The organism is Sorangium sp. So ce887, from assembly GCF_051521455.1.
GTDB lineage: Bacteria > Myxococcota_A > Polyangia > Polyangiales > Polyangiaceae > Sorangium.
Genome location: NZ_CP150354.1, coordinates 7,502,333 through 7,522,249, shown reverse-complemented (window position 1 = coordinate 7,522,249; position 19,917 = coordinate 7,502,333). Strand labels below are relative to the sequence as shown.

General features: G+C 73.1%; 18 protein-coding genes. 8 read left to right on the top strand and 10 right to left on the bottom strand.

From position 1 onward, the window contains the following. Positions 1-213 precede the first annotated feature (213 nt). Complete coding sequence (locus WMF36_RS27845) at positions 214-1,713, top strand: pyruvate kinase (RefSeq protein ID WP_437573797.1); 1,500 nt, start codon at positions 214-216, stop codon at positions 1,711-1,713. Positions 1,714-1,774: 61 nt separating this feature from the next. Here WMF36_RS27845 and WMF36_RS27840 read toward each other — a convergent pair whose 3' ends face one another. Beyond that, positions 1,775-2,449: a hypothetical protein gene (locus tag WMF36_RS27840; RefSeq protein WP_437573796.1), complete on the bottom strand. Its 675-nt coding sequence runs from the start codon at positions 2,447-2,449 to the stop codon at positions 1,775-1,777. Between the two features lie 69 nt (positions 2,450-2,518). Here WMF36_RS27840 and WMF36_RS27835 point away from each other — a divergent pair, with 69 nt between their 5' ends. Next, a complete protein-coding gene (locus WMF36_RS27835; RefSeq protein WP_437573795.1) occupies positions 2,519-4,516 on the top strand; it encodes an ATP-binding cassette domain-containing protein in 1,998 nt (665 codons plus the stop codon). A 174-nt stretch (positions 4,517-4,690) separates the two neighbouring features. On the opposite strand, the gene WMF36_RS27830 is transcribed toward WMF36_RS27835, so the two are convergent. Beyond that, a complete protein-coding gene (locus tag WMF36_RS27830) occupies positions 4,691-5,959 on the bottom strand; it encodes a hypothetical protein (protein ID WP_437573794.1) in 1,269 nt (422 codons plus the stop codon). 73 nt (positions 5,960-6,032) lie between these two features. On the opposite strand from WMF36_RS27830, the gene WMF36_RS27825 reads away from it, so the two are divergent. Then, positions 6,033-7,142 carry a protein-glutamine glutaminase family protein gene (locus WMF36_RS27825; RefSeq protein WP_437573793.1) on the top strand — a complete coding sequence of 370 codons (1,110 nt, stop codon included), beginning with the start codon at positions 6,033-6,035 and terminating at the stop codon, positions 7,140-7,142. Here WMF36_RS27825 and WMF36_RS27820 read toward each other — a convergent pair. The 3 genes from WMF36_RS27820 to WMF36_RS27810 form a co-directional block, all read right to left on the bottom strand. Continuing rightward, positions 7,115-7,372, bottom strand: coding sequence for a hypothetical protein (locus tag WMF36_RS27820; protein WP_437573792.1), 258 nt, complete (start codon positions 7,370-7,372; stop codon positions 7,115-7,117). The genes WMF36_RS27825 and WMF36_RS27820 overlap by 28 nt on opposite strands. 182 nt (positions 7,373-7,554) lie before the next feature. Then, on the bottom strand, positions 7,555-8,253 hold the full coding sequence (locus WMF36_RS27815) for a DUF6629 family protein (RefSeq protein WP_437573791.1): 699 nt from the start codon (positions 8,251-8,253) through the stop codon (positions 7,555-7,557). Further along, on the bottom strand, positions 8,254-9,270 hold the full coding sequence (locus WMF36_RS27810; RefSeq protein WP_437573790.1) for a hypothetical protein: 1,017 nt from the start codon (positions 9,268-9,270) through the stop codon (positions 8,254-8,256). It lies immediately after the preceding gene. Positions 9,271-9,476: 206 nt separating this feature from the next. Here WMF36_RS27810 and WMF36_RS27805 point away from each other — a divergent pair, with 206 nt between their 5' ends. Continuing rightward, on the top strand, positions 9,477-9,938 hold the full coding sequence (locus tag WMF36_RS27805) for a hypothetical protein (RefSeq protein WP_437573789.1): 462 nt from the start codon (positions 9,477-9,479) through the stop codon (positions 9,936-9,938). Positions 9,939-10,656: 718 nt separating this feature from the next. On the opposite strand, the gene WMF36_RS27800 is transcribed toward WMF36_RS27805, so the two are convergent. Next, on the bottom strand, positions 10,657-11,514 hold the full coding sequence (locus WMF36_RS27800; RefSeq protein WP_437573788.1) for a LysR family transcriptional regulator: 858 nt from the start codon (positions 11,512-11,514) through the stop codon (positions 10,657-10,659). A gap of 73 nt (positions 11,515-11,587) precedes the next feature. On the opposite strand from WMF36_RS27800, the gene WMF36_RS27795 reads away from it, so the two are divergent. Then, the gene (locus WMF36_RS27795) at positions 11,588-12,094 is read left to right on the top strand and encodes a DUF6326 family protein (protein WP_437573787.1); all 507 of its coding nucleotides are present in this window, start codon (positions 11,588-11,590) and stop codon (positions 12,092-12,094) included. 96 nt (positions 12,095-12,190) lie between these two features. Here WMF36_RS27795 and WMF36_RS27790 read toward each other — a convergent pair whose 3' ends face one another. The 3 genes from WMF36_RS27790 to WMF36_RS27780 form a co-directional block, all read right to left on the bottom strand. Continuing rightward, positions 12,191-12,961, bottom strand: a complete 771-nt coding sequence (locus WMF36_RS27790) for a YsnF/AvaK domain-containing protein (protein ID WP_437573786.1) — start codon at positions 12,959-12,961, stop codon at positions 12,191-12,193. 112 nt (positions 12,962-13,073) lie between these two features. Next, positions 13,074-13,511 (bottom strand): DUF2382 domain-containing protein, encoded by a 438-nt coding sequence (locus WMF36_RS27785; RefSeq protein ID WP_437573785.1) that lies wholly within the window; start codon positions 13,509-13,511, stop codon positions 13,074-13,076. 424 nt (positions 13,512-13,935) lie between these two features. After that, the gene (locus WMF36_RS27780; RefSeq protein ID WP_437573784.1) at positions 13,936-14,541 is read right to left on the bottom strand and encodes a hypothetical protein; all 606 of its coding nucleotides are present in this window, start codon (positions 14,539-14,541) and stop codon (positions 13,936-13,938) included. 270 nt (positions 14,542-14,811) lie between these two features. On the opposite strand from WMF36_RS27780, the gene WMF36_RS27775 reads away from it, so the two are divergent. Genes WMF36_RS27775 through WMF36_RS27765 form a run of 3 tightly spaced genes read left to right on the top strand, consistent with a single transcriptional unit; the run spans position 14,812 to position 18,396 of the window. Further along, the gene (locus WMF36_RS27775) at positions 14,812-15,717 is read left to right on the top strand and encodes a hypothetical protein (protein ID WP_437573783.1); all 906 of its coding nucleotides are present in this window, start codon (positions 14,812-14,814) and stop codon (positions 15,715-15,717) included. Continuing rightward, entirely contained in the window at positions 15,714-16,619 is a 906-nt protein-coding gene (locus WMF36_RS27770; protein ID WP_437573782.1) for a S8 family peptidase, read from the top strand. Before WMF36_RS27775 ends, WMF36_RS27770 begins: the two co-directional genes overlap by 4 nt. Beyond that, on the top strand, positions 16,600-18,396 hold the full coding sequence (locus WMF36_RS27765; protein WP_437573781.1) for a hypothetical protein: 1,797 nt from the start codon (positions 16,600-16,602) through the stop codon (positions 18,394-18,396). The genes WMF36_RS27770 and WMF36_RS27765 overlap by 20 nt, the downstream gene beginning before the upstream one ends. A gap of 371 nt (positions 18,397-18,767) precedes the next feature. Here the strand turns inward: WMF36_RS27765 and WMF36_RS27760 are convergent, their stop codons facing one another. Beyond that, complete coding sequence (locus WMF36_RS27760) at positions 18,768-19,688, bottom strand: transposase (RefSeq protein WP_437573780.1); 921 nt, start codon at positions 19,686-19,688, stop codon at positions 18,768-18,770. Between the last annotated feature and the right edge of the window lie 229 nt (positions 19,689-19,917).

The following is a 19,917-nucleotide window of genomic DNA, read 5'->3' as shown; positions in this document are numbered from 1 at the left end:
CCGGGGCAGCGCCCGCCGCGGCGCTGGCCGCGGGTGGCGGCCCTCTGTGACGGCGCTGTGGCGGAACGGAGACGTTCTGTTGTCGCCGGCGCTTTGCGGGGGTTGCAGCGCTGGACTTGCCCGGAGCGCGGTGCTGGACTCGCCGGCGCGCCGCGCGTCGCGGTGCGCCGCAGCGGTGCGAGGATCCGCGCACCGGAGCCCGGAGATCGCGTCATGGCTTGTCCCGACCCGCAGGTTGTTGAGCATGCTCTCGCCGCCGTGGAGGCGCTGCGCGCGAGCGCCGGCGAGCACGAGCAGCGCTACCGGCACCTGCTCGAGGCGGTGCACCCGCGGCACCGGGCGGGGGCGACGAACCTGCTCCACTACCTCGCCGTCCGGCAGCAGGACCTCCGCGAGCTGCAGCGGCGGCTCGCCTCGCTCGGGCTGAGCTCTCTGGGGCGCCTGGAGAGCTGCGCGCTGGCCTCGCTGGACGCGGTGCTCGGCGCGCTCGACGCGCTCGCGCGGCGCCCCGAGGCGCGCGAGCGCGTCGAGCCCCCCACCACGTTCGCGTCGGGGGGCGCGCTGCTGGAGGAGCACGCGCTGGCGCTGCTCGGTGAGGGGGGGCAGGGGCGCCAGACGCGGGTGATGGTCACGCTGCCCGGGGACGCGCGGAAGGGCGAGCTGAAGCGGCTGCTCCAGGGCGGCATGGACATCGCGCGGATCAACTGCTCGAAGGGGGACGCGGACGCGTGGGCCGAGCTCCTCGAGCGGCTGCGGAAGGCCGGGCAGGAGACCGGGGTCGCGTACAAGGTGCTCTGCGACATCGCCGGGCCCAACCCGCGCGTGAGCAAGATCGGCGGGTCGGCGCGCGTCACGCTCCCTGCGTCGGGCGAGCGGCCGAGGTTCTGGCTCTGCAAGGACGTGAAGCGGGCGCGCGCCCTGGCGGGCGGGGCCGAGGCCGAGGAGGCGCTCGCGGTCGGCTGCTCCATCCCGGAGGTCGTCGACGACCTCCGGCCCGGGCACAGGGTGTTCTACGACGACGGGCGGCTGGGCGGCACGGTCCAGGCCGTGACCGAGGGGGCCGCGCTCGTGGAGGTGGATTTCGCGCGGCAGGGCTCGGTGAAGCTGAAGCCTGGAAAGGGCCTGAACTTTCCGGACACCGAGCTCGGGATCCCGTCGCTCGCGCCGAAGGATCTCGAGGATCTCGACTTCATCGCGCGCCACGCGGACATGGTGGGGCTCTCGTTTGTTCGGTCTCCTTCCGATGTGGAGCGCCTCCAGGCGGAGCTCTCCGCGCGCGAGGCGGCTCACCTCGGGATCGTGCTCAAGATCGAGACGACGCCTGCGTTCCAGCAGCTCCCGCGGCTCTTGCTCACGGCGATGCGCAGCGAGAACGTGGGGGTGATGCTCGCGCGCGGCGACATGGCCGTCGAGATGGGGTTCGTGCGGCTGGCGGAGGTCCAGGAGGAGCTCCTGTGGCTGTGCGAGGCCGCGCTGGTCCCGGCGATCTGGGCGACGCAGGTGCTCGAGAGCCTGAACAAGACCGGCGTGCCGACCCGCGGGGAGGTGACGGACGCGGCGATGAGCTCGCGCGCCGAGTGCGTGATGCTCAACCAGGGCGAGAACATCGTCGCGACGGTCGCCTTCGTCGTCGACGTGCTGAAGCGGATGCACGAGCACCAGGACAAGAAGCGGGCGCTGATGCGGCCGCTCAGCGTCTCGCGCCTCGACTGAGGCGGCGCGGGGGCCGCCGGCGTCGCCAGGCGGCGCGGGGGGCCGCCGGCGCCGGGGCCGGTCAGTCCACCGACGGCACGGTGGCGTCGACCCGGGTCGGCAGCCCGCGTGCGCCCGCCGGCGCGCGGAACGCGGCGCCGGACAGCTCCCGGCGCATGCACGTGGCCGCCTCGTCGTGGCGGGGGTCGGAGGCGCTGCCGATGATCGTCGGCACCACGATGTAGCCCTCGGCGTCGACGTTGAACTCGACCCGGACGGCGTCGGGCGGCAGCGTCTTGCCGTCCGGGCCGCGGCAGCGCTGCACGAGGTCCCAGTAGAGCTGCGCCCGCGCCGCCTTCTCGATCGCGGGGCTCGACATGTTGGCCGGCATCATGGGCGCGCCGATCTCGACGCGCGAGCGCGGGGCCGGGGTGGGGTCGGGCGCCGGCGCCGGCGGGGGCGCGGAGGGCGCCGGCAGGCCGGTGCTCGTGCCGATCTTCGCGAGGCTCGCGCCGTCGCCCGGCCTGGGCGCGGCCTCCCGCGCAGCGGCGAGGATCTCCTCGAGCGCGTCCGGCTCGGCGGAGCCCACCGCCGGCGCACCGCCTGTCCGGGGGTGGGCGCTGCGCTCGCTCAGGGACGGCGCGGCGCCGCGCGTCCAGGGGGTGTGAGCCCCGGCGTCGGCCTCCGCCGGCGGCGCGGGCTGAGGGCGCTCGCAGGCCGCGAGCAGCGGGAGCAGGACCACGAGCGCGGTGCGCACGGGGAGAGGGTCGATCGAATGCGCGTCGCGCGCAACGGCGTCCGCGGTGTAGCGTGGCCTCGCACGTCGATGCGCGCGCTCCTCGCGATCTTGCGGATCGGTCTTCGCTCGCTGCGCGAGGGGGGCGGGGCGCACATGTCGCAGGGGCCGGCGGGGGCGCAGGGGCCGGCAGAGCGCCGCGCGGCCCTCTCCGGAGGGCTGCGCCTCGCCCTCGTCGTGGCGCTCTCCTCGCTCGCGGGCGCCCTGTCCGGCCTCCTGCCGGCGATGGCCGGCGCGGCCCTCGGCGCCGTGGCCGGGCGCGCTGCGACGCCCTCCAGCGGCCTCGGCGGCGCGCTCGCCCGGCTGCTCGACGGCGCGCCGCCGTCCGCGGTGGTCCTCGCCGCGCTGGGGGCCACGCTCGCCTCGGCCTCGGCGGCGGTGCTGTCGAGCCGGAAGAGCTCCGAGCTCGCCGGCGACCTCACCGCCGCGCTCCGCGTCGCGCTCTTCCGCGCGGCGCTCTCCGCCTCGCCCCGGGACGTCGACGCCGCAGGGCGCGCCCTCCTGGACGCCCAGGCGGCGGGGCCCGCCGCGTCGCCCCGGCCGCCGGCCGGCTCCGGTGCGCGGCCCGCGCCGCCCGCGCGGGGCGCCGAGGTCGTGCGGCTCGCGATCGCGCGCGACGCCGGCCTCGTCGCCGACTTCGGGGTCGCCTTCGCCACCGGCTTGCCCCAGGCGCTCGCGACGCTCGCGGTGCTCGCCGCGTCGCTCGTCTCGAGCGGCATGGCGCTCGTCCTCGCGGGCGGCGCGGCGCTCTTCGCGGCCTCGCGCCTCGCCGCGGATCGCGCCTCGGGCCGCGTGGCGCGCGCGATGCGGGAGATGCAGCACGCCGACACGGCCGTCTTCGGCGCCCTCGGCGAGGCGCTCGCGGGCGCGGAGGACCTGCGCCTGCTCGGCGCCCGCGCCCAGGCGGAGGGCGAGCTCGCCGGGGCGGCGCACCGGGTCGCGGACGCGCGCCGCCGCTTCGGCCAGGCGCTCGCGGTCTCGGGCCAGATCAAGGGCGTGCTCGCGGCGCTCTCGCCGCTCGTCATCGTGGCGGCGATCGCGGCCTCCCGCGGGGACGCCGGCGCGGGCGAGATCGGCGAGCTCCTGCTCGTGGTGCCGCTCCTGATGGCGCGCCTCGAGGCGCTCGACGCGCTCCGCGCCGGCTTCCTCGAGCGCGCCCCGCTGTTGCGCGCGACGCTCGCCCTGCTGCGCCTGCCGGAGCACCCGCCGCGTCCGGGCGGCGCCCCCGCGGCCGGCCTGGACGGCGAGGCCATGGGGCCTCTGGCGATCGTCTTCGAGCGGGTCACCTTCACCCCGCCGGGCGCGAGCCGTCCGGTGCTCGAGGACGTGTCGCTCTCCATTCCCGCCGGCGTGGTGGTCGGCGTCTGCGGCCGCTCCGGCAGCGGCAAATCGATGCTCCTGCGCCTGCTCCTGCGCCTGGACGAGCCGTCGTCGGGCGCGATTTCCGTGGGGGGCGTGGATCTCCGGCAGATCCCGCCCGAGCAGCTGCCGCGGCTCTTCGGCGTGGTGGGCCAGTCGGCGCGGCTGTTCGAGCGGAGCATCGCGGACAACCTCGCGCTCGGCCTCGCGCCTGCGCCCTCGGAGGACCGCATGCGCGAGGCGCTTCGCCGGGTGGAGCTCGACGAGCTGGCGGGGGGGTCGGACAGGCCGGCGGGGACGCGGCCGGCGCGCGGGATCGCGACCGAGGTGCGCACGTCGCCGCCGAGCCTGTCCGGCGGCGAGGCGCGGCGGTTGCTGCTCGCGCGGGTGCTGCTGCGCGAGCCGCGCGTCTTCGTGCTGGACGAGCCGGAGGCGGGCCTGCCGGGCGCGACCGCCGAGGCGCTCCTGCGCACGGTGTGCGAGGTCGCCGCCGGGCGCACCGCGATCGTTGTGACCCACGGGCCGCACCTCCTCAGGTCGACGTTCAACGTGCTGCTCGACGAGGGCAGGGTCGCGGCGGTGGGCACGCACGAGTCGCTGCGCGAGGGCTCGCCGCTCTACCGGTCGCTGCTGGCCGAGGCGCTGCAGCGCTCGACCCCTGTCACCTAAGGGATCCCCTTATTTGCGCGCTTCGTGCTGCTCGATAGGCCTCCGCCAGCCGGCGCGAACCGCGGCGCAGCGCGCGTCGCCTGATCACCGGGGCCGGCGAGCCTCTTCGGGCTCGTCCACCTGAAGCGCCTCGAGCCGAGCCGGACGAGGCACCGGGCGCTGCCTGCACGGCGATCAGGCTCGCCAGTGGTCGGACCGCTGGAAGGCGAGCGTCAGGCTATCGGGCGATCCGCTGATGAAGAGCCGGGGCCGAAAGGCGCGCAGCCGCGCCGAGCTCTCCTCCTCGAAGTCCGCGACGTCCGCGAGCAGCCGCGCGCTCCGCAGCCGGGGCGACGTGAGGAGCGCGATGAGGATGTGCGTCTTCAGCGGCACGAACATCAGGTCGAGGACCTCGAGATGGGGGAGCGCGGCCCGCTCGGCGAGCTCCTGCCCACAGGCGTCGTCGAACGCCGTCTCGCCGAGATCGAGCGCGCGCAAGCTCCAGGGGCTCGATCCCTCGCCGATGCGCCGGAGCGCCGCCGTGGAGACGTCGCAGCTCCACAGCGAGAGCTCCCGCAGTCGACGCGCGACAGGGCTCTCGACGAGGACCCTCGCCGCTGCGTCGGCCACGTCGCACGCGCCGAGGGCGAGCCGCTGCAGACCGTCGAGCGCCCCCGACGCGAGGAGCGCCTCCAGGCCGCGACCGAGGGCCTCTTCGAAGCCCAGGTTGAGCTGCTCGAGGCGTGTGCGCGGAGGGCTCGAGGCGTGCTCGGCCAGCGTCACCATCCCCGCCTCGGCGAGGCCGCACGACCACAGCGTCAACCCGCGGACGAGAGGGAGAGCTTCGAGCAGCGCGGCGAGGAGGAGCGGTTCGGTCTCGAACACGGGTTGCTCGTCGCAGGACAGCGCGAAGCCCTCGAGACGCGCGAGCAAGGGGCGTCCCTGCGCGAGCAGCGACTCGAGCGCCTCTCGGGGTCGCCCCACATCCTTGAGGCGGAGGGTGCGGGGCGCGAGGTGAACGAGGCTCCCCAGGGCGTCGCCGAGGGGCTGCGTGCTCCCGTCGAAGTCGAGCTCGAGGTCCGGCGCGGAGACGAAGGAGCACGCCGCCAGCCGCCCCAGGGCCCCCACGAGGTCTCCGCCGACCGACGACGGGACGAAGAAGGCCCAGCACCACTCGCCGGAGACGTCCTTGTCGAGCCCGTGCGCGCGTTTGAGGTCGGCCTGGAGGACGTTGCGCCGGCGGAGCAGCTCCAGCTCTTCCCGCGGCGAGCGCTCGAGGAACCGCAGCTCGATGGCCACGAGCTCGGCGCGCGGATCACCCGCCGCAGCCAGGAGCTCGCCGTAGCGCCGCCATGCCTCCACGTCACGTGGCGGACGAGCGGCTGCCTCGGTCGGCCCCCGGCTCCTGGGATCGTCGGCGCGCAGCCGCGATTCGAGCGCGCGCAATGGATCGGACTTCGGCACGTCGTGCTCCTTTGTTCCCGCGGTTCCCGACATTGTACCGGGTAGGGCGCACCGCGGTCCGCATCCCCAGGTCATGAGACAGCCGTACCTTGCTTTGGCGAAATTCTTCTGTGTCGCGGCCATGGTCATGGCCTCGTCGGCCTGCGGCGGCGGCGAGGACCCGGGTTCCGAGCCGGATCTCGACATCGAGCGCTCGGATGTGGGGGCGCCGCTCCAGGGAGGCGCCGGCAGCGGTAGCTGCCAGCTGCCCGACGGTCCACTCTCGTTCAACGAGCTCAAGGGCCCGCTCGAGAACCTGCCGGTCGACTGCGTCCCCAGCTGGACCGAGGCGCAGCTGAGCGATGGGTTCGAAGCGATCCGCGACACGCGGCTCGCGGAGCTCGCCTTGCCGGAGCAACCCGGCTTTCCGCGGCGGATTTCCTGGCTCGAGGCCGATAACGGCTGCCAGGACCGGGCCCCGGCGGCGACCTACTTCCTCACCCAGTGGGGGTATCCGACGCCCTGGTTTGCCAGAGTCCACTCCAGGGTGAACATCGGATTGACCCTGGCGACCGAGAACGAGCCGGACGGCTCGGTGTCGTGGAGCGCCCACGTTGCACCCGTGGTCCGGGCCGGCGGGCAGCTCATGGTCCTCGACCCCGCCATCGAGCCGGATGGACCTCTCCCGATCGCGGAGTGGCTCTCTCGGTTCGTCGCCAGCGAGGTCGACGTGGCGGTGTGCCGCGATCACGCCGACCAGAGCGGGTGTTTCGACGCGGTGCCGAAGGTGCCGTCGCTTCCCAGCATGACCGACCCTCAGGGGCTGCGCAGGCGGCTGACCACCGAATGGCGCGTCCAGGAGCTCCTCGGACGCGATCCGTACCGCTCCCTCGGCGACTGCCCGCCGTGGGCCGACTGCCCCCCCGAGCCCGCGCCCAATCCGAACCTGCCGCCGACCATCCGGGGGTTCGCGTCGGACCGCGACCTGCTCGTCTGGTATCCCATCCATGTGATCGGCGACAACTTCGTCGAGGGCCTGACGACCGTGCGCATCACCGGGAACGATATCGACGCGCTGGCTCCCATCTCCAAGATCAACAAGCGCAGGATCCTGATCGAGGAGTCGTATCCGTCCGGCGTCTATCAGGTGACGGCGTCGAACGGAGCGCACGCCAGTCAGACCGTGTCGCTGACGATCGATTGAGCCGGAGGACCGGGCACGTGCGCCGGTAGGAGAGCGACGCTCGGCCGGGCGCGGGCGCGGCTGGGGCCGGCGACGTCGAAGCGGCCCGTGTGGCGCACGAGGCGCTCGGGCGGCTGCTCGGAGCGCCAGCACTCCAGGGCGAAGCCGGGGCCGATGTCGCCGACCTCGCCCGGGAGCGTGAGCGGAGGGGACGATGATGTCCGCGCGCCGCTGTCTTGCCCCCTCCGCACCGGCCTCCTCGAGGCAGAGCACGTTAGGCTCGCCAGCGCCCCCAGGGCTCTTGTGCTCGCGGTTCGGCCGAGCACCTCGACGCCGGCGAGCGCTCCGCCCCGAACTTGCTGGCATCCCGAAGTTCCGAGCTACACGGGCCGCGTCGGGCGAGCCCCCCAGCCGCCGTGCGAGGTGTACGTGCTCAGGCGAGCTGCTTCGGGCGCCGGTCGGCCCGACGCAGGGGTGCAGAGAGGACGTGGGGCGAACCGGTATCGCGATAGACGACGAGTCCAGTGACGCCGCTTATCGCCGCCGCGAGGAAGCACCACACCGAGACGAACCCCGCCCGGTAGAGCGAGCCGATCAGCGCGAACGAAGCGGCCACGACGACAGCGAGGAGCGACGTGCCGCGCACCGATGACAGCACGAGCGGCGCGATGATGAAGGCTGCATACACGTAGGCCACGAACGGCTTCAATGGCGCGTCGATCTGGATCCAGTAGTAGAGGTTATCGAAGGCGATGCATGCGTCCGACTCGCGGAGAGACGCGCACCCCAGCAGATAGAGGCCGAGGACCGCTCCGCCAGCCGACAGCGCCATGAGCGCGCGCCGCCGAGCTCGCGCGAACTCGATGGGCACGAGCGCGCCCGGGACGTAGGCCGGCCATACGAACAGGGCGAAGAAGAGGAAGACGCGCGCGAACGACGTGTCGCCCCTACCGAAGGGAGCGTCACGGAGCACCAGCCACACAGCGCCCTCGCACGCTTGCTGGATGGCGAAGAGGAGCGGGATGGCAGCGACAGGCAGGTGGGCGCGTGATGGCGCCGAGCGGAGTGTGAGGACGCCGATGCCCGTCAGCGCGGCCGCCGCCGCGAAGCTCGCTTGCGCCGAGAAGCACACTCAGCCGGCCTCCGACCCAGCGGACGGCGCCTTGTTCACCGGCGCGACCGCCGCGACAGCGGCGCCGTTCGACGCCGCCACGACGGTCACTGCTTTGCTGCTCGGGGGCGCCTCGGCACGCGGCGGATCGTGCGGCATTAGCTTCCCGACCCACGAGTCCACCACGGACGAGAGGAGCAGGAAGACTTTCGTCGAGAACATCCCCGACAGGAAGCCGAGCAGGGAACCCGTCGCAGGGCTCGTGTACGCGGTCAGGTTCGTTCCGCTGAAGGGGATGCTCCCGCCGCTGAGCGCGAGGTAACAGACGATGCCGCCGCCGATGGCCCGGAAGACCGTGCGGAACGCGTCGTCGTGCTCGTCGTGCTCGTACTCTCCGGGCAAGTAGAGCCGGACGAGGGCGCCGCCGACGGCGGCGACGACGATGAGGACCGCGAACACGTCTCCGCTGGAGCGTTGCTCGGCTGTCCTCTTGAGGAACAGCGCCGCGGCAAGGTCTCGAAGCCTGTCTTGCTCCTGGCCGTCGCACGTGACCTCGACGCTTCGGGTCGCGGCGAGCTCGCACAGGATCTCCTTGAGCGGTCGCGTATTCGGCCTCATCGAGCCACCGAGGATGAGCGTGGTCATACGCGCCTTCAGCCCCTGCAGCTTCGTCCGTTCCCTGTCGAGAACCTCCTTTTGCGGGTTGGACGCTTCACCGCGATCGTCGCCCATCACGGCGAGCGCAGCCGCGATCTCGTTGTCGCGGGCGGTCAGGACGGCCAGGACCTTTTCACGACGTTGCAGCTCCTCGATGGCGAGGATGCCGATGAATGCGATGTAGATGATTGCAAGCCCACGAAGGACGCGCCACGTCCATCGCCAACCCCAGCGCTTGTCGCGGAGGGAACTCGCAGCGCCGCGGGTATGTGAGCCACGCTTGCTCTTCTCGTTGTCCGCCGCGGCCATGTCGGCCGGAACGTCCGCGTGCGCTTCGACGTGCGCGTCCTTCATCGAAGGTCGCTCGGCGCCTTGGTTCATTTCGCCCTCCATGCTGAGGGTATATTATCCGTAACTTCGGCATAATTGGAATAAATATTCGCCATTCCCACGGTTGGGTCGCCTGATCACGCCTGGCCGCGCGCCTTGTCCGGGCGGGACGTACTGCACGTCGCCGAGTTCGGCGACGTGCGCGCTCTCGCGGTCGACGAACGCGATGTCCGCCCTCTCCGGTCCCGGGCGACGACTTGACCGCGCACCACCGCGCGACGCCCATCTATTACCGCGAGCATGAGTGCTTCGAGCGCTTCCGCATCGGTCCCGAGGGCGGGCGCCTCGGCACGGCGAATTTCCCGAGCGTGCACTTGACCTGCGAAGAGGTCCAGACGAACGACGGCTGGCCGTTCGACTGCATCGACGAGACCGCGATCGAGATCGCCGCCGGACAGAGCGCGACCTTCCATTGGACCGGTCTGCTGTACGAGCCCCAGCAGATGCCGATCGCCTGCGCGGCGCAGCCGGACAATCCATTCGCCGAGGACTGCCCGCGCGCCGTCGCCGTGCAGCCCGGAGCGTTCGAGATCGCCCTCGAGCTCTTCGGCGCGGCCACGTGTGAAGGCGGCCTGTGCTCGTCCCCCATCGATCCGTTCACCGTCGAGCAGGGGTTCACGTACCCGGACGACACGGCGGTCGCGATCGCAGTCGACTGACGTCGCGACGTCAAGCGAGCCCGCAGCGCACGGAACGAGCATCCCCTCCCGTTCCACGAGACGCCACGAAGGTCGACAGGCCGGTGGAAGCCGGGCTCGGCGTGAGGCACGAGCCTGCGGAGGCGGTGCCCGGCCCACGGGCGAGCGGGGGCCGCCCACCTGAGCCGGTGCACCTCGGGACGTGCGCTACTCCCCGGCGGCGGGCGCTCCATCGGCAGAGATGCAGCCCACCGGCAGACCGAGCGCCGCAACGAGCGACCCTGTGATGAACTGACGAAGGTTTCGAGACATGCTCACCTCTCCGAGATCCGGGCTCCACGCGTGTCGATGGGCGCCGGATCGTGAAAGCGGTTTCTCGACTGGACCGTAGCGGCGCGGAGCGCGCTCGAGAGCGCGGGAGAAAGCTCGCCTCGAAGGAAGCCCCTCATCTCCTACCTGCGACCTGACCGGTCCACTCATTCTCACCGCGAATAAGTATTTCACCGTCAAGCAAGGTCCGCGACATGTCACCAGTCTCCCACGGTGGGATCCTGTCCGACAACAATGGCGCGGGCGTCGGAGAATCTCGTCGCTGAGCGGAGCACCATGGCACGATCACCTCTCCCTTGCCTTTTGGCGCCTTGGCGTTTGATTCCGGCTTCCCGTTGCGATCGCCTGCGCGCGGAGCTCGGCGCCCCACCGGCGTGAGCCCCCACGCGGCTCCCGTGCGAGCGCGGCGTCAAGCCGACAGCGCGTCGGCCATGTGATCCATGAACGCGCGGATGCGGTTCACGTTCTTCAGCTCGGGGAGCGTGAGCAGCCAGAGGTCGCGGTCGAACGCGGGGTCGATCGGGCCGATGCGCGCGAGCCGCGGGTCGCCGTCCGCCGCGATGCAGGCGAGGAAGTGCGCGCCGATCCCCGCGGCGACCGCCTCCTGGAGCGCCATCGAGCCGAAGTCCACCCGCATCGCGATGCGCGCGCCCGGAACGTTCGCCGCCAGCCACGCGTCGAGCCAGCGCGGGTCGAGCCGCTCGTCCCAGTGGATCCAGGGGAAGTCGGCGTAGCGCGCCGGCTGCCCCGCGCGCTCCGCGAGGCCCTTGCTCGCGTACACGGCGAACTGCACGCGGCCGACCTTGCGCCCCACGAGGTGCTCGGGGGGGGAGCTCGTCATGCGCAGCACGACGTCGGCCTCGCGGCGCGGCAGGCTGACCTCGCTGTCGCCGGAGGCGACCGTCAGCTCGACGCCCGGGTAGCGCTCGGTGAACGACGAGAACGCCGGCTGGTACACGCGAAAGAGCATATCCATCGTGGAGACGCGGAGCCTTCCCTGGAGCTGCGCGTCCCGGCCGAGCACGCGCGCCTCGAGCGCCAGCAGCTCGGCCTCGGTCCGCTCGGCGACCTCCACCACGTCCTGGCCCGCCGCCGTGGCCACGTAGCCGTCGGGCGTCTGCGCGAAGAGCAGCACCCCCAGGCGCTCCTCAAGCGCCCGGATGCGGCGCGCCACCGTCGTGTGGGTCGTCCGCAGCCCGACGCCGGCGCGGCTCAGCGTGCCGTGCCGCGCGAGGGCGAGCACGTGCCGCAGGTCGTCCCAGTCCACCTGTGCATCCTTGCACAGTGAATCTGCGGATTCAACCATCGGCTGAACGAACGCGAACCGCTACGTTCGTCGCATGAGGCACCCGGAACACACCCTCTCGACGCCGCCCGCCGCGATCCACCCGCCGCCCCGGGACATGGAGCGCCTCCTCTCGGCGCTGTGGATCTTCGCGATGTTCAACTACCTCTATGCCGACGTCGTGGGGCTGATGGACTCCACGATGCTCGCGCAGTTCCTGCGCGGCCAGGTCGACTCGCTCCGGATCACCCGCGAGTTCCTCCTCGGCGCAGCCGTGCTCATGGAGATCCCGATCGCGATGACGCTCCTGTCGCGCATCTTGCCGCATCGGGCCAACCGGTGGGCCAACATCGTGGCCGGCGCCATCAAGACCGCGGTCGTCGCGGCGACGCTCATGATGGGTCCCACCGCCGGCTATTATCGCTTCTTCGCGGCGATCGAGATCGCGTGCACGACGCTCATCGTGGTGCTGGCCTTCCGATGGAAGCCGCGCCCCGCGAGCGAGGCACGAGGCCGAGGCCCCGGCGCCCATGCGGCGCGGCTGGAAGAGGGCTGGTCCTGAATCGGAGCAAGCAAAGAGACGCCGAGAGAACCCATCTCCCGGCGCCTCCAGCGCTCTCCCGTCTCGGGGGCTCAGCGGCGCGTCAGCGCCGCCCTCCTACGCCTTGCCCGTGACCTTGTCCCAGGCGTGCCGCACCGCGGCCTTCATGTGCTCCCAGGTCCCGGGATTGCGCTCCTCCCACGCCTTGCCCGCTTCCATCTCGATGGTCGTCCAGTCGTGCCCCTTGAAGTTCTGGGACGTGCCGAGCTGGTAGCCGAACAGATACGCCGGCGCGACCTGCTCGTAGGCATAGCCGTGCTTGGAGTAGGCGCCCGTCTTGTAGTGCTGCCGGAAGTCGGTGTCGTACTGCTCGTACCCTCGCGCGCCGTTGCTGCGCTCGGTCGCGCTGACCGGCTCGACGTGGACCTCGGTGTGACGCAAGGTCTCCCGGATCTGCTCGGTCCGCTGGGTGACCGCCTTGCTGACGACGACCTCCTCGATGACGCGCGCCTTCTTCGCGACGACCGCCTCCTCGTCGGTCTCGACGAGCTCGACGGTGCCGGACTGGAAGGTGTCGAGCGCCGCCGGCTGAACCGGCCGATCCACCGGGTGCCGCTCGACGTGGACGTGCTCCTCGCGCAGCCTCACCGACTCCTGGATCGGCTGCTCGACGAGGCGGCTCGACACGCGCACGCCCCCGCGGTTCACCTCGCGCTTGCCGACCTGAAGCTCCTCCTCGATCACGGGGACGGCGACCTGCTCCTGCAGGACGTCGGCCCGGAGGTCCTCGGTCTTCGCGGTCGAGGTGGCGGTCTTGGTGGTCTGCTGGGACTTGCTCAGCTGCTGAGAACGCTGGGACGGGGACATGGAACGTTCGCTGTGATTCATGACGTGACCTCCAGGGTCGGTGGGGTCCCTCTGGACCGTTGTCCCCCGCGCCGCGCGCGAGGGTGGGGTTCGTGGCTCGGGGCCCGGGACGCCGGAGCCCCTCGAAAGCTCTTCACTTGCCGTCGCGCTCGCGCGGGGAGACGCGCTCCACCCGCACGTCCTCGCTCCGGAGCGTGACGCGCTCCAGCGGGCTCATCTCGACCGCGCGGACCCGGGTGATGCGGAGCTCTTCCCTCAGCACCAGGCGCTTCTCGACGAAGAGCACCTCCTCGACGACCGGCACGATCAGGGTGTCGCCCTCCTGCCGGGTCGCGGGCGGCTCCGCCACCACCTGATTGACGGCGACGCGCTCCACGACGACGCGCTCGCTCACGAGCGGCTCCTCGACGGTCTCCAGCCGCTCGTGAACCTGCTTGGTGATGCGGACGCGTCCAGACTCGACCGTGCGCTTCTGCACCTCGAGCTCCTGCGCGACGACAGGCACGATGAGCTCGTCGGCGATCTCTGCTCTCTTATCGGCCGGTTCCTGGCTGTTGATCGAGTCCTGCACGGTGCCCCGGTGCGCTCCACGGAGCGCGGTTGATCGTCGGTGACGCGCTCTCGACGAGCGCTCCCGGCCCCCGGGCCTGGAGCACGGCCCGGGCCAACTGCGGCCGCAGGCGCCGAGGCGCCGCGCGACAGCGCGCTCCCCCCTGCGCGGGCCGCGCCGCGCGAGGCATCGCGCCACACGCGTGGCATGAAGATGTGTTTACAAAGTGCCTGTTGCCGCGAATTGTCGCCGCGAATCGCGACGTCGGAGGCGATGACCAGAAGGCCACAGGTGAGGCCGCAACGCGGTTCAGATCAGGGCGTACCGTGAGCCGCGCCGATCGGGAGTCACAGCGCCGCTCGCCCGCCTGGCTGTGCCATTGTGGAGATCGGCCGCTTGCGCGGAGCTCCTGGTTCGCAGGAGCCGCCCGCTCGTCTGCTCGGCTTCACGGATCGCAGGGGCCGCCCGCCTGCACGGCCGGACGGGCGAGTCGCTCCGCGTCGTTGCCGGCGCGGAGGGCGTCCTCCGGCACGTCCGCCGGGATGCCGGGCGGGCGGCCCGCGAGCCCCCGCGCGAGGTAGACGAGGATGGACACGGTCCCCCAGGCGAGCGCGAACGCGACGCCCGCGTCGACGATCGCGCGGTAGGGCGGGGACATCTGCCGGACGAGCAGGATGAGCGCCACGATGCCCACGATGAGCACCCACGTTGCGATCAGCCGGCGGCGCGTCGTGTGGAAGAGCGCCATGCAGTAGAGCGGCGCCAGCGCCACATGCAGGGGCCGACGGTGCTCCGCGAGGTGGAGCGCGCGCGCGATCACCCGCGGCGAGAAGCGCTGCTGAAAGCCGCGATACCCCTCGAAATAGGCGATCACGACCGTCCAGGCCGCAAGAAGGATGAGCTGGGCTGTCGTGAGATCGTGGGTTGTCAGGATGCGAACCGCCGTGGCCGCGAGCCGGTAGATCGCCTCGACCAGGACGGCCACGACGCCGAGGACACCCCAGAGGACGACGGCGAGACGGAGCCGCTGCTCGCGGACGGACGGGCTCATCGCGCCCGCGCCGGATCGAGGGGCCTCGCGGCCGTGAACCGCGATCCGTCGGCCGCGTGCGCGGTCGATCGCTCCGGACGGTGCGCGGGGCAGCCGAATCGCCGCATGTCCTTGCATGCTAGGAGAGGAGCAGGGCACGTCAACCGGAACCTCGCAGGGCGGGAGGGCGGGCCGCCGCGCCCGCCGGCAGCGCCGTCCGGGGGGCAGCGGCTCGGCGCGGGCGTCATGGCGGTTCGCTCGAGGGCCCTCCGGCGGTAGCATCGCCGCCCCATGCCGCTCGCCGACCGCTCCGCGCCGGGCGCCCCGCCCGCCCCGGCGCGGGCCCTCCCGCCCCACCCGCACGCGCTGCGCTCGCCGCTCGCCCCGTTCACCGCGCGCCTCCGCGATCTGCTCGCGACCGTCGAGTCGGCGGCGCTCCTCGGCGCGGTCGAGGCGCGCGTGCGCGGGCTCGGGGAGCACCTGCGCTTCGCCTGCCTCGCGGTGCCGTGCTCGGAGGCGCTCGTCGCGGTCGAGATGGAGGTGCTCGGGCGGCTCACGGTGCCCGTCGTCGCCGACGCCGCCGGCTTCCGCGCCCCGGGCGCGGAGCTGCCGCCGAGCGGCACGCCGTTCGCGTTCCTGCTCGGCGGCGGCGGTGGGCACGCGGTGGGGCTGTCCGACGGCGACCCGATGATCGCGCCGCTCCGGCCGCTGCTGGCCGCGGCGCCGGCGGCCGCGATCTTCGTGCCGATCCGCGTCGGCGCGGCGACCGTGGGCGGCGCCGCGCTCTTCTCGCATGACGCTCCCCTCGGAGGGAGGGAGCTCGACATGGCCGAGCGGCTCGCCGAGGTCCTCGCGCTCACCGTGGAGTCGTTCCGCACCGAACGGGTCGTCTTCGAGCTCTTCGCCCGCGCGATGCCAGACCTGCTCGCGCAGGCGCCGGGCCAGTCGGCGCAGGAAGGAGCGGCCCCGCCGCCGACCTCGCTCCGCGCCGCGCTGGAGCGGCACATCCACGCGCTCCGCCTCACGCCCGAGTACCGCCGCCGCCTGGAGCTCGCGGCGGTGGTGGGGAGGCTCGCCGAGCACGGAGAGGCCGAGGCCCGCCTCGCCCTCGACCTCCTCGCGCGGATCGACGCCTACGCGCGCGGCGCCGGCGGCGCACAGGGGCCGCTCGCCGAGGGGGAGGGGAGCTCGGCGTGACGGCGCCCCCTCCGGCAGGACCGGGCGGAGACCTCGACGACGCGGCGCGCGGGGAGGCGCGCCGCGGCGCCGGCGTGCGCGTCGCGCTTGTCGACTCCGGCGTCGACGCCTCGCACCCCGCGCTGAGCACGGCGTCGCTGCGCCACGTGGCGCTGGTCCGCCGCGGCGGCGCGCACGAGGCCGCGCCGTGCGCGCCGGGAGACGTCAGCGGGCACGGGACGGCGTGCGCGGGCATCGTCCACCGCATGGCGCCCGGGGCCGAGATCACGAGCGTCCGCGCGCTCGGCGAGGACGGGCGATGCTCGCGCGAGGGGCTCATCGCCGCGCTGCGCTTCTGCGTCCGCGAGCGCTTCTCCGTGGTCAACCTGAGTCTCGGTATCGACATCCCGAGGAGCGCGCCGCTCCGCCCCGGCGACTACCGGTCCCTCGTCGAGCTCTACGAGGTCGCGGACGCGGCCTACACGGCAGAGGTCGTGCTCGTGGCCGCCGGCCCGAACGCGGCGGCGTTCCGCACCTATCCAGGGCGCTTCAAGTCGCTGATCGGCGTCGGTCGAGGGCCCTTCCAGGACCCGGAGGCGCTCCGGAGCGAGCTCACGCTGGACCATGAGATCCTCGCGCCCGGCGAGGAGGTGCTCGCGCCGGCGCCCGGCGGGGGAGAGCGGCGCTGGACCGGAACCTCGTTCGCGGCGCCCCACGTGACCGCGCACGTGGCGCGGATCCGCGCGGCCCGGCCGGAGCTCTCGATCGAGGCGGTGAAGGCGGCGCTGCACGAGCTCGCGCGCGGGGCGGGGAGGAGCGCGGTGGAGGGCGCGACGGCGGCCGGGGAGGGCGCCGCGGCGGCGCGAGCGGCGCCGGGGCGCGCGGCCGCGGAGGAGTGGGAGGATGGCCGTGCTCCCGCTTGACCCGCTCGACGAGAGGATGTCGCCGCTGTCGCGGCTGCTCCGGAGCGCGCCGGGCGCCGAGGTCCGCGCCGAGCTCGACCGCGTCGAGGGGCTCCTCGGGGAGGCTGGCGATCCAGCGGCAGCGCGGGCTGCCCGGCCTTCCGGAGGCTCGCTCCTCGCAGCGGCGCACGGCTTCGGGCGGGGCGCGCTCGCGCTGCGCGAGGGGGCGCTGGACGCCGCGGTCGTGCTGCTCGAGGGCGCCGCCGCGGCGTTCGACCGGGAAGGCGAGGCCGAGGCCCGGGACCTCGCCCGGTGCGAGGCGGTGCTCGCGCGGCTGCGCCGTGACGCGCGGTCGGCCTGCGCCTCCGCCGTCGCGGAGCTCGACGCCATCGCGGGCGCAGGCGACGCGGGGCGCCGCGCCGCGGTCGTGGCCGGCCACTACCGCGGCGCGGCCGAGCGGATCGTCGGCGACGCGGCGGGCGCGCAGCGCACGCTGCTGTCGGCGCTGCGCCGGTCGGAGCCGTTCCTCGGCGAACGGGCGCAGATCCTGAACTCGCTGGGCACGCTCTACGTGACCCTCGGCGCCCACGGCGCGGCCGAGGCGCTGCTGGAGCACGCGGCCGAGCTCCACCGCCGCCGGGGCGACGCGGTGGGCGAGGCGATCGCCTGCGGCCAGCTCGGCGCGGCGGCGCTCGGGCTCGGCGCCCTCGAGCGCGCCCGCGCGGCGCTCCAGCGGCAGGAGTGGCTGTGCGCGCACGTCGGCGACGCGTTTGGCCGCGCCCGGGCGCTAACGTTCCTCTCGGAGCTGGCGCTCGAGCTGGGCCGCGCCGATGACGCCCTCGCGCTCGCGGCCTGCGCGCGCGACGTCGCCGCGGGCGCCGCGCCGCCGCTGCGGACCTGGATCGCCTACGCGGCGCGGGCTGCCGGGCGCGCGCGACGGGACCTCGGCGATCCCGACGCGGCGGCGGCGCTCGAGGAGGCGGGCGCGCTGTTCCGGGAGCTCGGCCATCCGCTCGGGGAGGCGCTCGCCGCGTGGGACCGTGCGTCGGCAGAGGCGCTCGCGCCCGCGGCGCCCGCGGCGCCGGTCGACTGGTTCTCCGCGGCCTGGTCGCTCGGCTCGCTGGGGCTGCCGTCGCGGGTGGCGCAGCTGCTCCGGGAGCGGCTGGAAATCGAGGAGGCCGCGCCGCCGCAGGAGAACGGCGGGCCGGCGCCGGACAGCGGGCTCCGCGAGCGGGCGCTCGCGGCGGCGGCGCAGACGTCGCCGCATGTGGCCGTGCAGCGCGAGGTCGAGCTCGTCTACGACCGACCCGACGACCTCACCATGGTTGCCGCCCGTCGGACCGCGGCGCACCGCAACCTGGGTCGTCTCGCGGCGCTGACGCTCGCCCCACCGGGGCTCGTCGTCGCCGCGATCGCAGCCTCACGCGTCGGCGCCCGCGGCCTCGCACTCCCGCCGGAGCGCGCGGCGGCGGCCTGCGTCGCCGATCTGCCCGGCCTCGCGGTCTGGCTCTGGCCGGCCGCCATCCCGCCGGTCGCCATCGGCCGCGATCTCGACGACTTGCGTGCCGCGCTCGGCGAGCCGCTGCGCACCGCGCTAGCGCTCGCGCCGTTCGGCCGCGTGCTCTGCCCGCCCTTCGCAGGCGACGCCGGCGCCGAGCTTGAAGCGGTCGAGGTCGGCGCCCTGCTGGCACTGACGGCATCGCTCGCACCGGGCGAGCTGCGCCTGGATCCGCGGCTGGGCTGGGGCGGTGAGGTTGGCGCGAGCTTGGAGGCCCTGGGATTCGTTGTCACGCGTTGAGGGCGTCCGCGATCAGCCGGGTGACCCACCTGGGTTGAGCCATCTATTGTCATCGATCTGATCCGATCTGCCCGACCCGGGTTGACCCATCGACCCCTTTCGCGAAGCGACCCGGATTGACCATCGATTGGGGTCGTCGCCAACCGCTAAGGAACGGCACCGGTCGGTCAAGCAGCCCCTATAACCCTTCGCTCCTGGCGTCGCCTCGTACGCGCTCGGCGCGCCATGACCCATGCACAACCATTCACGCAACGCCGCGCGAAGGAGTTGTCGCCCGCTCCGCCTTTTCAAAACAAACGGTCCCCACGACAGCGCGTCGCAGGTGTCGCGCGCCCGTGCACACCTCGCTGTGTAGCGCACCCGCGCAGCGCCTACACCACCAGCACGACATCGGTCACGCTGGCGCCGTGGAACGTGCGCATCCACCACGTCCCCGCCGGGAAGACGACGCTGCGTATTCCGGCACGCCAGCGTTCGAGCGCCACGCGGTACGAGGCGCGAAACGCCCGCACAGCGGCACCAGCGATTCGCCATGCGTCACCCTGATCACGGCCCACCGCGAACGTCGGATTGCGATCGCGCAGCGCCTCGAAGCTCGTGGCCCGCTTGCAAGGGGAGACCTTGCTGGCTCGCTCGGCGCCAAGGAAACGGAGTCCCTGCCGCTGCGCCTCGGCATGTGCCTGCGCTTCCAGTCGCTCGAGCTCGGTGGTGACCTCGCGGCGGAACGCTTCCGCGCTGTCCTGCTCTATGGCCGGGGGCAGCGCGAGCGGGAGCGTCACTTCCTTGGGCCACTGTGGGTTTTCCGGGTCGAGATAGGCCGAGGGTCGTACCGCGTGCAGCACGCCGCGACCGAGCTCGCCCACGTCCACCTTGGCGCCGGGCCACTCATGCGCATGCTGGACGAGGCCAGCGGCCACAGGATTTGCGAGGACGTACGCGATCTTCTCCACCAACGCTGCGCGGGTCAGCAGCCGCACCGCGCTCGTGGGTTCGTGGTCCCACACCGGCCCTTCCCACGTGCGGAGCACCTTCGTGCCGAGCGCGGCGATACGATGGAAGAACTGCAGGAAGCGCGGCAAAACGCCGTTGGCGTCGGTCACGACGAGGTGCAGATGCGTTGACATCGCGCAGAGCGCGTGGACCTCGATGCCGTAGCGGCGGCTGGAGACCGCGAGGGCGTAGACCAAGAGCTGGGTGATGGTCGCGTCCGGGCGGAGGAGGTGGTGCCGGCGCAGGATACGGCGGGTGATCAGGTACGTGGCGCCGGGGATGATCTCGCGGGGCTGGCTCATGGCTGGCGCACATCAACAAACGCCGTGCCGAGGCTCGTGGTGGGCGATTGCAAGGACTTGCCGTGCGCCCGGAGGGTGGCGGCCGCCAGGTTGTCCGCCACCCCAGGCTGCCGTCGGTGGCCACCCCAACCTTGTGTCACCCCAACCTTGGTCAGCCATCGCAGCCACAGCTACCGTAGCTACCGCAACCCGGGTCACTCAACCTGGGTCGGGTCACTCAACCTGGGTC

Coding starts and splice junctions, on each gene's coding strand:
- WMF36_RS27845 (WP_437573797.1), top strand. CDS start 214: ATGGCTTGTCCCGACCCGCAGGTTGTTGAGCATGCTCTCGCCGCCGTG.
- WMF36_RS27835 (WP_437573795.1), top strand. CDS start 2,519: ATGCGCGCGCTCCTCGCGATCTTGCGGATCGGTCTTCGCTCGCTGCGC.
- WMF36_RS27825 (WP_437573793.1), top strand. CDS start 6,033: ATGAGACAGCCGTACCTTGCTTTGGCGAAATTCTTCTGTGTCGCGGCC.
- WMF36_RS27810 (WP_437573790.1), bottom strand. CDS start 9,270: ATGAACCAAGGCGCCGAGCGACCTTCGATGAAGGACGCGCACGTCGAA.
- WMF36_RS27795 (WP_437573787.1), top strand. CDS start 11,588: ATGAGGCACCCGGAACACACCCTCTCGACGCCGCCCGCCGCGATCCAC.
- WMF36_RS27790 (WP_437573786.1), bottom strand. CDS start 12,961: ATGAATCACAGCGAACGTTCCATGTCCCCGTCCCAGCGTTCTCAGCAG.
- WMF36_RS27780 (WP_437573784.1), bottom strand. CDS start 14,541: ATGAGCCCGTCCGTCCGCGAGCAGCGGCTCCGTCTCGCCGTCGTCCTC.
- WMF36_RS27775 (WP_437573783.1), top strand. CDS start 14,812: ATGCCGCTCGCCGACCGCTCCGCGCCGGGCGCCCCGCCCGCCCCGGCG.
- WMF36_RS27765 (WP_437573781.1), top strand. CDS start 16,600: ATGGCCGTGCTCCCGCTTGACCCGCTCGACGAGAGGATGTCGCCGCTG.
- WMF36_RS27760 (WP_437573780.1), bottom strand. CDS start 19,688: ATGAGCCAGCCCCGCGAGATCATCCCCGGCGCCACGTACCTGATCACC.